Source organism: Microbacterium bovistercoris (genome assembly GCF_003387575.1).
GTDB lineage: Bacteria > Actinomycetota > Actinomycetes > Actinomycetales > Microbacteriaceae > Microbacterium > Microbacterium bovistercoris.
On sequence record NZ_QUAB01000034.1, the window covers coordinates 1 to 14,571 of the forward strand.

Here is a 14,571-nt window from a genome sequence, read left to right on the forward strand (position 1 = left end):
TGCCGTGCGCGGCATCGCGCCGCGCACGGCAGGGGCGGAGGGATGCCTGTCAGCCGGCGTCCACCAGCGCCTGCACGGCGCTCTGGGCGTCGGAGAGCAGCTTGTCGATGTCCGCCCCCTTGTCGGTGAGCACGGCCTGAGCGATCGGGTCGAGGGCCGCGTACAGCTCCTGAGCCTTGATCGCCGGCTCGGGCACGACCGCGAGGTCGCTGGTCAGGTAGGCGGTGTAGTTGTCGCGGTTGACGTTGATGTACGGCTCGATCCAGCCCAGGTAGGTGTCGTAGCTCTTCTCATCCACGATCGGCAGTTCGGGCGAGCCGACCGGACGGCCATCCGCCGCAGAGGACTCGGCTGCAGCGACAGCCGCATCCTTGTCTGTGTACTTCTTGAGCCAGTAGAACTCGGTCCACTTCAGGGCGGCGGCCTGCTCGTTCACCGAGGCCTTCGGGTTGACCCACTGGATGGCCCCGCCACCGAGAGCGCCGAGCCCGTCAGCACCCTGCGGCAGCGGCGCGATGCCGACGTCCTCGCCGTCCATGCCGCGGTTGACGACCAGGTCGTTGTAGATCGTTCCGCCGTTGATCGTCTGACCGATGTTGCCACCGCCGAGCTCGTTGCGGATGTCGTCCCCGCCGAGCAGGAAGTTCGCGCCGGCGGCGTCTCCTTCCCAGCGCACGTCGTGCAGGAACTGCAGGGAGTCCTTCATCGCATCGGTGTCGATGGTGACCTCGGTCTTCTTGCCGTCGACCTTCTGCACGAGCGAGCCGTTCGAATAGGACATCGTGGTCAGCAGCCACCCGCCCTGATTGCCGGTGGTCGGGATGATGAAGCCGGTCTTCCCGGTCTTCTCGGTGATCGTCTTGGCGTTCTCGAGGATCCCCTCCCAGTCGGTGGGCACGGCATCCGGGTCGAGTCCTGCCTGCTTGTACAGCGCGCGGTCGTACACGAGCGCCATGGTGTACGCCTGACGCACGACGCCGTACTGCTTGTCGTCCTTGGTCACGACGTCCTGCAGATTGGGGTTCACGGCGGAGAGGACGTCGCTGTCGGCGACGAGATCCGTGATGTCGGCCGCCTGCCCGCGCTCGATGAGGGCCTGCATGTCGGTGAACGGGATCGCCAGCGTCGTGGGGGCAGTGCCGCCGACCAGCTGAGCGTTGAACGTCGACGGGTCGTAGGTGGTCTCCTCGCCCTTCACCGTGATGTTCGGGTAGAGCTTCTCGAACTCGGCGACGCGCTTCTTGAACGTCTCGAGCGATGCCGCCTGGTCGGCCGTCGGCATCTCGCCGACGGTGATCGTGACCTTGGCGTCCGGGTCGACCTCCGCAGCCGTGTCGTCCGCGCTGCCGGGCGCGGAGCATCCGGCGAGAGCGAGCCCGGCGAGAGCGGTGAACGCGGCGATGCCGAGAGCACGCTTCTTCGCTGATGTGTGCATTGCTGCTACTCCTTCGTAGGGGAACTGTGATGGATCTCTGGGTACTCCGCGACGTGACAGCCTAGCCACGCCGCGTGCCTCACCTCGAAACGCGCAGGGTGAGGAGCTGGAAGGGCCTGAGCGCGAGCCGAGCAGTCGTCTGCTCGAGCACCGCTCCGACCGGAGCATCGATCCGCCGCTCGAGCAGATCGACGGTGTGGATGCCACGGGCGCCGGGCACGTCGACCGAGATGTCGACCTGCGCCTTGGCGCCCTCGGACTCGTAGAGCCGGACGACGAGGTCGCCGGAGCGATCCTCGGCCAGCTTGACCGACTCGACGCGGACCGCGGGGTGCGAGACCGTGACCAGCGGCGCCACCGCTCGGGCTCCTGTCACCGTGCGCAGCGGCAGGTTCATGCGGTAACCCTCGTCTACGGCCTCGCGGATACCGGCGCCGGGGCGGACCGCGACGGTGATGTCGTGCCGCCCCTGATCCGCCTCGGGGTCGGGGAAGACCGGCCCGCGGAGCAGCGAGAGACTCGCCGTCGTCGTTGTGCCGCCGTCGTCGCGGGTGTCGCGGCGCACGTCGTGCCCGTACGTGGACTCGTTCGCGATCGCGACGCCGTAGCCGGGCTCCGCGATGTGCGCCCAGCGGTGCATCGAGATCTCGAAGCGGGCCGCATCCCACGACGTGTTCGCGTGCGTCGGGCGGAACACATGCCCGAACTGCGTCTCGGCGGCGCTGCGGTCGGCGTGGATGTCGAACGGGAACGAGAGCTTCAGCATCTGACGCTTCTCGTGCCAGTCGATGTCGTGACGGATCACGACGGCCTCGGCGCCCGCGGCGAGACTGATCGTCTGAATGATCCGCGAGCCGCCGAACGCGTGCTCGACGATCACCGAGGCGATGCCGTCGCCGTTCTCGGAGCGGATCGAGGTCGGCGACGTGAGCGCACGGGAGACCCGGCGGTAGTGCTCGTCGATGTCCCAGGCGTCCCACTTGTTCGGGATGTCGCGGAACAGCTGGAGCAGGTTGCCGGCCTCGCCCGGGGCGATGGCCTCTCGTCCCGAATGCGCGTCGGTGAGCGACATCATCAGTCCGCGCCCGTCGATCACCGTGCGGACCCGCCCGTTGTCGAGCACGAAGCCGTCGCCGTCGGCGGTGACGGTCGCACCGTCGGCCGGCGCCGGTGCGGGCGCGATGGAGAGCGCAGCGGCTACGCCTTCGGCCTGCGGGCGGGCGTTCAGCACCAGCATCCGCTCGCCGTCGCCGACCAGCGCGGCGACCGAGTCCGCGATGGTGCGCTCGGCGATGGCGGCGACCTCTGCATACATCCGCTCGACGTCCTCGTACACCCAGGCGATCGAGCATCCGGGCAGCACGTCGTGGAACTGGTTGAGCAGCACGTCGTGCCACGCGCTCTCCAGCTCGTCGTACGGGTATTCCGCCCCTTCGCGCACGGCAGCCGTCGCCGCCCACAGCTCGGCCTCGCGGAGCAGGTGCTCACTGCGCCGGTTGCCCTGCTTGGTGTGATGCTGCGAGGTGAGGGTTCCGCGGTGCAGTTCGAGGTAGAGCTCGCCCGACCATACGGGCGGGTTCGGATACTGCTCCTCAACGCGCTCGAAGAATCGCTGCGGCGAGTCGATGACGACCGTCGGCGACCCCTCGAGAGACCGGAGCCGGCCGGCTGCGGCGATCATCTCCCGGGTGGGGCCGCCGCCTCCGTCGCCCCATCCGAACGGGATCAGCGACAGGGAGGAGTCGCCCGCCTCGCGGAAGCTGCGCTCGGCGTGTGCCAGCTCGGCACCGGACAGCTCCGAGATGTAGGTGTCGGCAGAGGGGAAATGCGTGAGGATGCGGGTGCCGTCGATGCCTTCCCAGAGGAAGGTGTGGTGCGGCATCTGGTTGGTCTGGTTCCAGGAGATCTTCTGGGTGACGAACCACTTCGAGCCGGACGCGGCGATGATCTGGGGGAACGCGGCGGAGTAGCCGAAGGTGTCCGGCACCCAGACCTCCTGCGTGTCGACGCCGAACTCCTCGAGGAAGAACCGCTTGCCGGCGACGAACTGCCGTGCCATCGCCTCGCCGCCGGGCATGTTGATGTCGGGCTCGACCCACATCCCGCCCACCGGGATGAACTGACCGTTCGCGACCTTCTCCTTGATCCGCGCGAAGATCTGCGGGTAGTCGTCCTTCATCCACTTCAGCTGCTGCGCGGACGAGCAGGCGAACCGGAACTCCGGGTGGACATCCATCAGGTTCAGGACGTTCGAGAACGTGCGGGCGCACTTGCGGACGGTCTCGCGGAACGGCCACAGCCATGCCGAGTCGATGTGCGCATGCCCGATCGCGACGACCTCGTGCGCGCTCGCGTTCGCAGGGCTGGCGAGCACCTCGGCGATCACGGCGCGGGCATCGACAGCAGTCCCGGAGATGTCCTGCGGGTCGGCGACGTCCATCATGCGCTCGAACGCCCGCAGGATCCGGTGCCGCCGGGGGTTGTCCTGGCTGAGCTCGCGCATCAGCCCGTCGAGCGTCCACACGTCACGGGCGAGCTCCCACACGTTCTCGTCGAGCAGGCCGACCGCGAACTGCGTGGCGGTGTAGAGCGGTTCGTCACCGGCGGTGGACTTGGCACCCATCGGCGTGGGGAGGAAGTCGTAGTCACCCGCGACGTCGGGGTTTCCCGCGGCCTCGACGTAGAACTCGACGACGCGCTCGCCGTCCCAGGGGAGGTAGGAGGCGCGGGGCGAGACCGCCTTCAGGATGGTGCCGTCGGCGCGGTAGCCGAGGCCTTCGGCCTGGAACCCTGGCCGGTCGCCGAAGAAACCGAGGTCGACGAGGAGTTCCACCCTCGTGGCGGCCGGAAGCGCACCCTCGTCGTCGAACCAGTCCTCCGGGACCGCCCCGGTCGCCCGGAACCACACCGTCGACCACGGCCGGCCCCAGGCATAGGGGAGCCGCACGGCTGCGTAGTCGGCTGCGAGCGCCTCTGCGGCCGGGATCGGCTCGTCGGGGACCTCGAAGGCAGCGACATCGAGCGGGCTCACGGTGCGGTACAGCGCCGGGGTCAGGAACTCGGCGATGAAGCGCTCCAGACGGGCTTCCGCGATGGGCCGGTTGTCGTGCACGGTGTGTGTTCCTCTTCGTCGAGTGCGGGTGATTTCGTCACTCTAATTCAACTTGATTGATTAAATCAAGCACTTCCCCCATCGCGAGTGCTGCGCGCGCTCCGACGGCTCCGATCAGTAGGCGTGCACTCGCCCATCGGGCCAGTGCCGTTCGACCCCGACGTCATCGAGTTCGGCCTGGAAGGCCGCGAGATGCCGCCCGTCCGCGCGCACGGCATGCGGGTCGAGGCCGGAGGCGGCGCAGTACGCCGCGAGGTGCCCTGCCGCCTCTCCGATGTTCCACTCCACCGGATGCAGGCGGTAGCAGCCGTTGGTGATGTGCGTGGTCCCGATGTTCTTGCCCGCCGCGAGCAGATTCTTCATCCGCCGCGGGATGAGGGCGCCCAGCGGGATCTCGAACGGCGTCGAGGCGACGTCGATGTACGTGTCTCCCCCGGTCGACGGGTGCAGGTCGATGCGGTACATCCCCACGCCGACGGAGTCCTCGTACCGCGTGGCGCCGGCGTCACCGCGCACCGCGAACGAGACGTCGTTCTCGGTCACCGTCGTCAATGCGCGGATGCGGCGGGACTCGCGATGGTACGGGGCCTGTGCGAGCCCGTCGTCCGTGCCCATGACATCCGGGCGCAGCCGCAGACCGGGGAAGCCCCGCCCGCCGTCGGAGCGCGGGGCCTCGGTCTGCATCCAGTACAGCATCGACAGGCTCAGGCGCCGCGCGGCCGCGTATCGCTCGAGTTCGACCTCGCGCGGAACATCGAGCACCGGGGCCAGGAAGTAGTCGATGCTCGGCCAGTTCACCAGGCAGAGGTCGCTCGCGTAGAAGCCCTCCGCGAACATCGACCGCGCCGCGATCCTGCGGAAGCGCCACAGCTCGAGGTCGCCGGCGCTCTTCGACTGGTCCGCGTTCACCGCCAGCACGTCGTCGTCCGGATTCGGATCGAACGTCCGCTGCGTCATCTCCAGTGTGCGGGGGTTCGGTGCGACCCAGGACAGCATCCGCTCGCCCTGCCAGGCGGCGGGCGCGTACTCGCGCCAGAACCCGTAGTCCTCCGGCTCAGGGATGGTGTGGTCGCCGTCGACGTGCTCGACGACGAAGCACACGCTGAGCGCCTGCACGTTCTCGGGCTGCGCCGTCTCCGGCGCGCTGGGCTCGCCGGTCTCGGCGCGCGATTCGAAGCCGGTCACGTACTCGGTGCCGGTCAGGGGGAGCAGTTCACCGGTCTCCGTCGCGTCCAGGACGAAGTCGGCGCTCACGGTGATCCCGTCGCCGTCGCCGACGGCCGGGACCAGGGTGACACCGATGACGCGGTCGCCGTCCACCTCCGCCGCCATCGGCCGCATCCGCTCGAGCAGCCGGATCCTCCCCGCTGAGCGGTACGGCGCGAGCATCTCCTCGAGCACGCCCACGGCGACCCGCGGTTCGTGACAGAGGCGCGAGACCCACCCGGCACCGGGGTTGAGATCCGGATGCTTCCGTGCCGCCTCCGTGAGCGGGTACCGCCGGCGGTACACGTCGCGGATCCCCTCGCGGAGGGCTCGGTAGCGCGCGGTGACGCCGAACTCCTCGACCCAGGCGTGCTCGTCCGGCGGCACTGCCTGCGAGGTGAGCTGGCCACCGATCCAGGGATGCTCCTCCGTGAGCACCACCTGCGCGCCGCGCTCGGCGGCGGCGAGCGCAGCGGCGATGCCGCCGAGGCCGGCTCCGACGATGAGGACGTCGGTGGAGATGTCGGCGGTGGTCATGCGAGGGATCCTTCCCGTGGCGGGGTCGTGGGTGCGGGTGCGAGCGATGCGCCCTCGACGTCGGCGCAGGCCAGGAGCTGGTGCAGGTCGCGCTCGTTCAGAGGCGGGGCGGACGCGGCCTGCTGGTCGATGATGCGCGACAGGAGCAGGACGGCCCTGGCCCCCATCTCCTCGCGCGGCACGGCGAATCCCGACCACCTGCGCCCGCCGCGCCGGGGGTTCAACGGCTGGCCGAGCAGCAGCATCGACACGTCGAGGGGCACACGCAGACCGCGTGCCTCCAAGGCGTCGGCGAGGGCCTCGGCATCGGTCTCGGGCGTGACGAGCACGGCACTGAGGCCGCGGCCGATGATCTCGGATGCGACGTCCGACGCGCTGCCCGGCTCGAGGACGCAGGGGGTGATCCCCTCCATGCTGATGCCCTCGCGGTAGCCCGCGAGGCGGTCCTGGGCCGGCTCGTCGGTGAAGGGGGATGCGACGTATCCGATCCGCCGATGCCCCAGGTCCGTCAGGCGGGCCAGCTGGCGCGCGGTCGCGACGGCGTAGTCCGCCCCGACGTAGGAGAGCGCCTGGCCCTCGCGCTCGCGCTTGCCGACGAAGACGAAGGGGTATGCGGTGTCGAGCAGCTTCTGCAGTTCGGCGTGATCCTCCTCATGCCCGAGCAGCAGGCATCCGTCGGCGATCCCGAGCCGCTGCCAGCCGTCGTGCGCGAGCCGCCGCCGGCCGTCGACGACGCGAGCGGAGGTGAACAGCAGTGTGTCGACGCCCAGGCGCTCGGCCGCGTGCTCGATGCCGTGCAGGATCGCGTTGTAGAAGTCGTTGCCGCCGCACGGGAACGTCGTCTCGTACGTGAAGACCCCGAGGATCTGATTGCGGCCGCTGGCCAGGCGCTGGGCGACCGGGTTCGCCGAGTAGCCGGTGATGCGGATCGCGTCGAGCACCCTGGCGCGAGTGGCCTCCGGGATGCGGACGCCGGCCGGTGCACTGCCGTTCAGCACGAAGCTCACCGTCGGCTGGCTGACGCCGGCCATGGCGGCGACGTCGGCCTGGGTGACGTGATGGCGCGGCATCGCACCTCCTTGATCCGCTGTTCGTGACGACCTGAGCAGTCTCCGCTCAGCCGGATGCTGCGGTCAAGGTGATAATGCGCATTATTAGCGGAATCGCATCATGATTCGAACACCCGCACCGCAGCGATCATCACCCGCGGGTCTCCATTCGTCGCGGTCACGACGACGCGGACGGCGTCTGTGATGACCTGGTCGACACCGTGGATCCGCCGACGGCGGCGGTTGCCGGCGACCTCGGTGAGCACCTGCCACGCTCCTCCCACACGAGCCTCGACGCGGTAGTCGCGGACGAGCTCCGGCATCACGAGGAACGGAGTGGTGTGGTGGTGCAGGTTGATGAGGTCCTCGTCGACGTCGTCGTTGAAGACGAGTTCGATCCGCGCGACGGTGCGCGCGGTGTCCCAGCGGAGCTCGATCCACTCCTCGCCGGCAGCCCGCTCGGACGCCCACAGCTGCGGGCCGCCGAACGGCCGGGCGAACCCGCCCGCGACGTTCGCAGGGCGGTACGCCGCGGTGTCCGGCCTGACCTCGAAGCGCGGCGATCGCCTGCGCAGCTCCGCGGCGGACCACTCGTTGGTCTGCGGATCGGCGAGCAGCACCCCTGGTTCCCTGGCAAGCAGCCCGAGCACTCCGTAGGGCGGACGCTCGTCACCCACCAGGATCGAGAGATCGTCGTTGCGACGCACGATCACGACGGCGTCCGCCGGCGCATCCGGCGTGTGATCGAAGCGCGCCTCGAGGACGCCCCGCCCCTGAGCCACCCTGACCTCGAGGGTCGCGACATGGTCGACCGGGATGTGGTTCATGCCGTTGCCCGTGCCCCACAGCTCGACGCGGGCGATCGTCTCGGCCACGGCCTCGACGCCGATGCGCACCGTGTCCAGCCTCGGGTCGAGGGGCAGCAGCAGGGCGAAGTCGCGGTCGCCGATCGGGAGGGCCTCGTCGCCGGCCGCCACCTCGAGCACGCGCAGGGTGGAGGACGCGGAGACCGATGCCGAGAGAGCCAGGTCCGCGTCATCCGTCCATGGCACCCCGACCACCGAGGCGTCCTGACGGACGAGCGTGGACTGCAGCTCTGTCAGGTGCTGTCGACCGATCTCGCGCGGGGTGACGCCGTGGCGGGCGGCGAGGGCGGCGCCGGTGCCCGCCGCCTCGCCGGTGACCGCGCAGGTCGCCATGACGCGCGTCGTGCCGAACGCGACGTGGGTGGCCGAGATGTCGCGGCCGGCCATGAGCATGTTCGAGACGTTCACCGAGTACAGCGAGCGGAACGGGATCTCGTAGAGACCGGGGCCATGCAGGTGACGGGATCCCGCCGCATCCGAGTACACGCCCCCTGGCGGGTGCAGGTCGATCGACCATCCGCCGAATCCGATGTTGTCCGTGAAGCCGGTCTGCCCGAGGATGTCGTGCTGGGTGAGCACGTGATCGCCGACGAAGCGGCGGTACTCGCGCTTGCCCGGCATGGTGCCCACCCATTCCAGCGTGAGGGTGTCGGCGTCGAACTCGCCGGAGTTCTTGATGTGGTCCCAGATGCCGAAGACGACGCCCCACAGCTCATCGCGGATCGCCTCGTTGTCATCCACCGCGTCGAGCTCGCCGCCCCATTCGATCCACCAGTAGTCGCAGCCGTTCATGGCGGTGTCGATGTGGCGATGGATCGGGATGCCTGCCGCGACGATGTCCTTCGTGATCCCGGGAGGCACGAACCGCACCGGCGCACCGGTGTCCTTCGTGTAGAAGAGGATCGTGCTGCCGAGCATCTCCGTGTCGGCGGTCTCGGGCGCCCAGGGCTCTGCGAAGGCGGCGCGGTCCTCGCGTCCCGACATGTACCGCGCCCCCGCGAGGTGCCCGACGAGGCCGTCCCCGGTGCAGTCGATGAAGATCGGCGACGAGAACGTGATGAGCTTCTCGGATCCGGTCTGCCAGCCGGTCACCGTCTCGATCGTGCGGTCGCCTTCCGGCCCGGTCGCGGCGACCTCGCGCACATCGGTGTTGAGGAAGAGCGAGATGTTCTCCTCGGCGCGCACGGCGTCGAGCACGACGTGGTCCCAGAGGATCGGGTTCCCCTCGGGATTGCGCCACTGGTTCTCGAGGAACAGCTCGCCCATGATCCCGGTCTCCCTGGCGAACTTCTGAGCGCCGTGCGACGTGGCGCCGACGATCCAGACGCGCACCTCGCTCGACGAGTTCCCGCCGAGCACAGGGCGGTTGTTGATCAGGGCCACGCGGGCGCCGTTGCGGGCAGCGGCGATGGCCGCCGCCACGCCGGCGGGGCCGCCGCCGATGACCGTGACGTCGGCGTCATGGGTGAGTGTCTGCACGTCTCTCCTCTTCAGGCGGGCCGGATGCCGCGTCAGCGCGAGCGATCCGGAACGGTGGAGCGTCCGACGGCGAGCGCCCCCGGAACGCGGACGATCGGCTCGAGCTGCTCGCCGGCGATCGCGGCCAGCAGCGCGTCACCGGCGGCGCGGCCGACATCGACCAGTCGCGGGTCGACGCTGGTCAGATCGAGATCGGTGCCGAGCACGTGCCGCTGGTGGTTGTCGTGTCCGACCACGGCGACGTCCTCGGGGACACGCAGCCCGGCATCCGCGAGGGCCGCCATCGCGCCGATGGCGATCTCGTCGTTGCCTGCGACGACTCCGTCGAACGATTCACCCGCGTCGAGCAGATGGCGCACGGCTTCGCGTCCCCACGCCTGCGAGTAGGAACCGTACGCCGGTCTGCCGCCCACGGGCTGGAGCCCGCTCTGCGCCAGGCTCTCGACGACGCCCTCGGCTCGTCGTGCAACGGCGGGCAGGTCGGCGGAGGCCGTGATGTGCGCGATGCGCGTCCGACCGAGTCCGAGCAGGTGCTCGGCCGCGATGACGCCGGCCTGATGCTCGTCCGAGGTGACGACCGGTCTGCGCGACGGCGTGGGCTCGACGTTCGTGAAGATCATGGGTGCCGGGAACTCGAGAGCCTCGGCGAGGTCCGTGATGTCCGGGGTGTCTCCGACCACGAGGAGCGCATCGACGCGGCGCGCCTTCAGCCGCTTGAGGTGCGCGGCGAGATCGGCCGGCGTCGCCCGTGCGTTGTGCATGAGCGTCGCGATGCCGTGCTCGCCCAGCCGCTCAGCGGCGCCGATGATCACCGGCATGCTGAACAGGCCGACGGCCTGTTCAGCCAGCACCCCCACGGTCGCGCTGCGGCCCGTGACGAATGATCTGGCCAGGGCGTCGGGGTGGAAGTCCAGGCGCTCGGCCGTGGCGCGCACGCGCTCCCGTGTGCTCTCCGACACGCGGCCCGTGGCACCGAGAGCGCGGGATGCCGTGCCGACGGACACGCCGGCCGCGGCCGCGACATCGCTGAGCGTGACCTTCTTGGCCATCGGGACCTCCTCGGGATGCGCAAACAATTGTGCATCGGTTGACAGCACGACCTTAGCAGTCCATGATCATCAATCGACGCCATGTGCGTAAACGATTGCGCAACCTGTGAGCAGATCCCGGCGTCACCCACCGCCTATCGAAGGAGATGGCACCGCATGCCCAGATCATCCCCGCACCACCGACGACGGATCCGCGGGTCCGTCGCAATCGTCGCCGCAGCAGTCACCGCGCTCGGCGCGCTCACCGTCACGGCCGCGCACGCCTCGGACACCGTGTCCGCACGCCTCGGCGACCCTGCCGTCTACTCAGGCGTCATCAAGGCCTGGCCGGGCGACAAGGACAAGGATCCCGCCCATGCCACCCGTCAGGTCGACGGAGAGTCCTGCTGGGTGATGTCGAACGACCCGTTCAATCGCTACGTCTACGTGGACGTCGACCCCGCGGCCATCCCCGCCGGCGCGACGCGGGCTCTCGTCACCGTGAGATATCACGACGCCGCGCCCACCGGGATGCGCATCGCGTACGACGCCAGGTCCAACGCGTTCCAGACCACTGCGACGCAGCAGCTGCTCGGCACCGGGGAATTCGTCTCCTCGCAGTTCGAGCTCACCGACATCCGCTTCTCCAACAACGCCAACGGTGCGGACTTCCGCGTCGACGTCACGGCGAACGAGGGTTCCGTGCCCCCGGTCTGCATCAGTGACATCACCGTGGACTTCACGGACACTCCTCCGCTCGCGATCACCTCGCGGTCGCTGCTGTTCGAAGAGGGTGACGCGGCGATCTCGCTCGCCAGCGCCGCGACCTCGGTGGACTACGTCATCGGCGATGCCGAGGGCGTGCCTATCAAGACCGGAAAGGCGCCTGTCTCCGGCGGCAAGACGAGCATCGATCTGAACGACTTCGGCCCCGGCTACTACACCCTGAAGGTCACGGCCGATCCGGGCGCTCCCGTCACCCGGACCACCTCGTTCGGCATCGTGACCCCGACACCGGCGGGTGCGGTGTCTCCCGACTCGTTCTACGGGGTCGGCATGCATTTCGGCTGGCAGGACGTCGCCACTGAGGACGCGCTGCTCGAGACCATGGCCCTCGTGGGGTGGGGATCGACCCGGTCTGACGCGTACTGGTCCAGCATCGAGAAGTCCGCGGGCGTCTACAGTTTCGACAACTACGTCGGAACCCGCGGCACGCGCAAAGCCGCATCGCTGGGGATCACCACCACCCTCAACTGGATGCGGGACAACCCGCTCTACGACGGCGGCAAGACACCCAGCACGCTCGAGGGGCTCGCCGCCTATGCGGCGTACGCCACCGCGTCTGCCCAGTACTACGCGCAGTTCGGGAGCTCGTTCAGCGTCTACAACGAGTACAACTCGACCGGGTTCAACAACGGCGGATGCGGGATCACCGCCGACTGCTATTACAAGATGCTCTCCACCACGTACGACGCCGTGAAGTCCGTCGCGCCCGACACCACGGTGCTCGGTCCGACGTCGGCCGGCTTCTCGCTGCCCTTCGCCCAGCGGCTGATCGAACTCGGCGGCCTCGACAAGCTCGACGTGTACTCGGCGAACAATTACGGCTATCACGAGCCGGGGCAGGCGCCCGAGACCGGCAGCTATGGCACGGACCTTCCCGTTCTGGCAGACATGATCGACCAGGCCGACGGAGATCGCGACATCCCGTTCTGGATCACCGAGACGGGTTCGGCGACGAACACGGCCGGGGTCACCGAGGAGCAGCAGGCCGAACGGATCGTCCGCGCCCAGGTGCTGGCGATGGCGGCCGGGGTGGACAAGCTGCTGATCTACGACGCCCTCGACGACGGTGACGATCCGACGGAGCGCGAGCAGCGGTTCGGACAGTTCCGCCGCCCTGCTGCAGGCATCACGGGGATCTCACCCAAGCCGTCCGCGGTCTCCACGGCAGTCCTGATCCGACAGCTTCCGGATGCGAAGGTCGGAGAGCGGGAGGATGCCGGGCACTCCGACGTGTACGTGTACCCCTCCGCCGCAGATGAGGAGACCCGCATCCTGTGGTCGATCTCGCCGCGCACGGTCGCGGTGTCCGCGGAGACGCCGATCACGCTCACGGACGAGTTCGGCGAAGCGACCGAACTCACCCCGCACGACGGCAAGGTCTGGATCGACCTCGACGGCAGCCCGGTGTATCTGCACGGTGCTGTCGGAGGCGTCCAGGTCGCAGAGGCGCCGGTGTCGTTGGAGGTCGCGGAGACCTCGGTGACGAACGGCCCGCTCACGGCGACCGTGACCGGCACGGGCGCCGCGGCGTCCACCGTCACGATCGGAGAGGTCGCGACCGACCTCGCAGGCGGCGATGCCACGGCCGACCTGACCCTCCCCGGCGTCGAAAGCACCGGTACCCGCCGGGTCACCGCATCCGTCGCCGACGACAGCGGGACCTACGCGCGACTGCGCGATGCGAGCACCGTCATCGACAGTGCAGTCGTCACCGGGCGCCCCGCCGTCGCGCTCGAGGCGGACGGTGTCCGGACCAGCCTCGAGATCGGCATCACCAACAACGACCCCGTCAACGCGCTGCCCGTGAAGAAGGTGACCTGGAATGCGGCCGGAACGAACGGTGTCGCAGAGGACGCTCCGGACGCCGTGCCGGCGGGGAGCACCGCGACCATCTCGATCCCGGTGACGGGTGCGGAACTGAACATGCCGTACTCCTACTCGGTGACCGCCCTCACCGGGACAGGCGACGTTCACGACGTCGGCAAGCTCAGCTGGGCGCCGGTCGCGGACGGCGACGCGGCGTCCCTGCCGGCGATCTCCCTGGACGATCAGGGGAAGTGGGTGAGCCTGCGTGGCGGAACGAGAGACTCCTCGGCCGACCTCGGCGGCACGGTCCGCTTCAGCTCGACCCCGGAGGCGATCCGGGTGGACGCGACGGTCACGGACGACATCCACGTCGGCGCCCGGACGAATGCGGTGGACAGCTGGCAGGTCGATTCGCTGCAGTTCAGCGCCTACACGGACTTCCCCGGGGTCGTCGGCGCCGTGCGGACGGAGTTCACCGCCGCTCTCCTCGACGGAGGCGCCGTGCTGTACACGCACGCGGCGGCGCCCGGTCAGAGCACGGGCGACACGCCGGGAGGGGCTGTCGAGATCTCGCGCGATGACGCCGCGGGAACGACGTCCTACGCCCTGTCGGTTCCCTGGGCCGCCCTCGGCTTCTCGGAGCGCCCGTCGTCGGTGTTCGGGCTCTCGCTGCTCGTCAACGATGCGGACTCCTCCGCCGCGACGGACGTCCGATCCGGGTTCATCGAGTGGGGCGGCGGAGTGGGCACGGCGCCGAAGGATCCGCTGAAGTTCATGTCGGCGCAGGTGATCTCCGCGGGCGAACCGGAGCGACCGTGCGACACCACGGTGGACAGGGATGTGAAGGGACCTCTCGTGGTGGCCGGCGGAACGACGTGCCTCACCGGTGTGACGGTCTCCGGTCCTGTCATGGTGACCGACGGCGGCTCGATCCGGGCGACGGATTCGACGCTCATGGGCATGCTGCTGGCGACATCCGCGGGAGAGGTGACGCTCACGAGCAGCGAGCTCCGGGGAATGCTCACCGTTCACGGCGCCTCCGGGCCCGTGACCATCGCCGACAGCGTCCTGCGAGGCATCGCGGCGCTCAGCGACAACTCCGGCGGTGTGACGTTGACCGGGAACGAGACGTTCGGGCTGCTCAGCTGCACGGGGAACGACCCCTCCCCGACCGGCGGCTCGAACACGATCCACGGGACGACATCCGGTCAGTGCGCCGGGCTGTGAGCAGCTGAGAACTGCGGAACGGGGCGGTCGGCATGATGCC

The 14,571-nt window shown here is 69.2% G+C and carries 7 protein-coding genes; 1 reads left to right on the forward strand and 6 read right to left on the reverse strand.

The features are described from left to right. Positions 1 to 49: 49 nt before the first annotated feature. From DY023_RS06095 to DY023_RS06120, 6 genes are all read right to left on the reverse strand, one after another. Complete coding sequence (locus DY023_RS06095; RefSeq protein WP_116241458.1) at positions 50 to 1,435, reverse strand: ABC transporter substrate-binding protein; 1,386 nt, start codon at positions 1,433 to 1,435, stop codon at positions 50 to 52. Positions 1,436 to 1,514: 79 nt separating this feature from the next. After that, positions 1,515 to 4,547 carry an alpha-mannosidase gene (locus DY023_RS06100; RefSeq protein ID WP_116241459.1) on the reverse strand — a complete coding sequence of 1,011 codons (3,033 nt, stop codon included), beginning with the start codon at positions 4,545 to 4,547 and terminating at the stop codon, positions 1,515 to 1,517. A gap of 114 nt (positions 4,548 to 4,661) precedes the next feature. Continuing rightward, complete coding sequence (locus tag DY023_RS06105) at positions 4,662 to 6,290, reverse strand: FAD-dependent oxidoreductase (protein WP_181905741.1); 1,629 nt, start codon at positions 6,288 to 6,290, stop codon at positions 4,662 to 4,664. Beyond that, positions 6,287 to 7,360 carry a LacI family DNA-binding transcriptional regulator gene (locus DY023_RS06110; protein WP_116241460.1) on the reverse strand — a complete coding sequence of 358 codons (1,074 nt, stop codon included), beginning with the start codon at positions 7,358 to 7,360 and terminating at the stop codon, positions 6,287 to 6,289. The genes DY023_RS06105 and DY023_RS06110 overlap by 4 nt, the downstream gene beginning before the upstream one ends. Positions 7,361 to 7,458: 98 nt before the next feature. Then, positions 7,459 to 9,684: an FAD-dependent oxidoreductase gene (locus DY023_RS06115; protein ID WP_116241461.1), complete on the reverse strand. Its 2,226-nt coding sequence runs from the start codon at positions 9,682 to 9,684 to the stop codon at positions 7,459 to 7,461. 32 nt (positions 9,685 to 9,716) lie between these two features. Beyond that, positions 9,717 to 10,733 (reverse strand): LacI family DNA-binding transcriptional regulator, encoded by a 1,017-nt coding sequence (locus tag DY023_RS06120; RefSeq protein ID WP_116241462.1) that lies wholly within the window; start codon positions 10,731 to 10,733, stop codon positions 9,717 to 9,719. 156 nt (positions 10,734 to 10,889) lie between these two features. Here DY023_RS06120 and DY023_RS06125 point away from each other — a divergent pair, with 156 nt between their 5' ends. Next, entirely contained in the window at positions 10,890 to 14,531 is a 3,642-nt protein-coding gene (locus DY023_RS06125) for a DOMON domain-containing protein (RefSeq protein WP_116241463.1), read from the forward strand. Positions 14,532 to 14,571: the final 40 nt, after the last annotated feature.

Bases quoted from the DNA above. Each gene is read 5' to 3' on its own strand.
- DY023_RS06095 (WP_116241458.1), bottom strand. From the start codon at position 1,435: ATGCACACATCAGCGAAGAAGCGTGCTCTCGGCATCGCCGCGTTCACC.
- DY023_RS06105 (WP_181905741.1), bottom strand. From the start codon at position 6,290: ATGACCACCGCCGACATCTCCACCGACGTCCTCATCGTCGGAGCCGGC.
- DY023_RS06110 (WP_116241460.1), bottom strand. From the start codon at position 7,360: ATGCCGCGCCATCACGTCACCCAGGCCGACGTCGCCGCCATGGCCGGC.
- DY023_RS06120 (WP_116241462.1), bottom strand. From the start codon at position 10,733: ATGGCCAAGAAGGTCACGCTCAGCGATGTCGCGGCCGCGGCCGGCGTG.
- DY023_RS06125 (WP_116241463.1), top strand. From the start codon at position 10,890: ATGCCCAGATCATCCCCGCACCACCGACGACGGATCCGCGGGTCCGTC.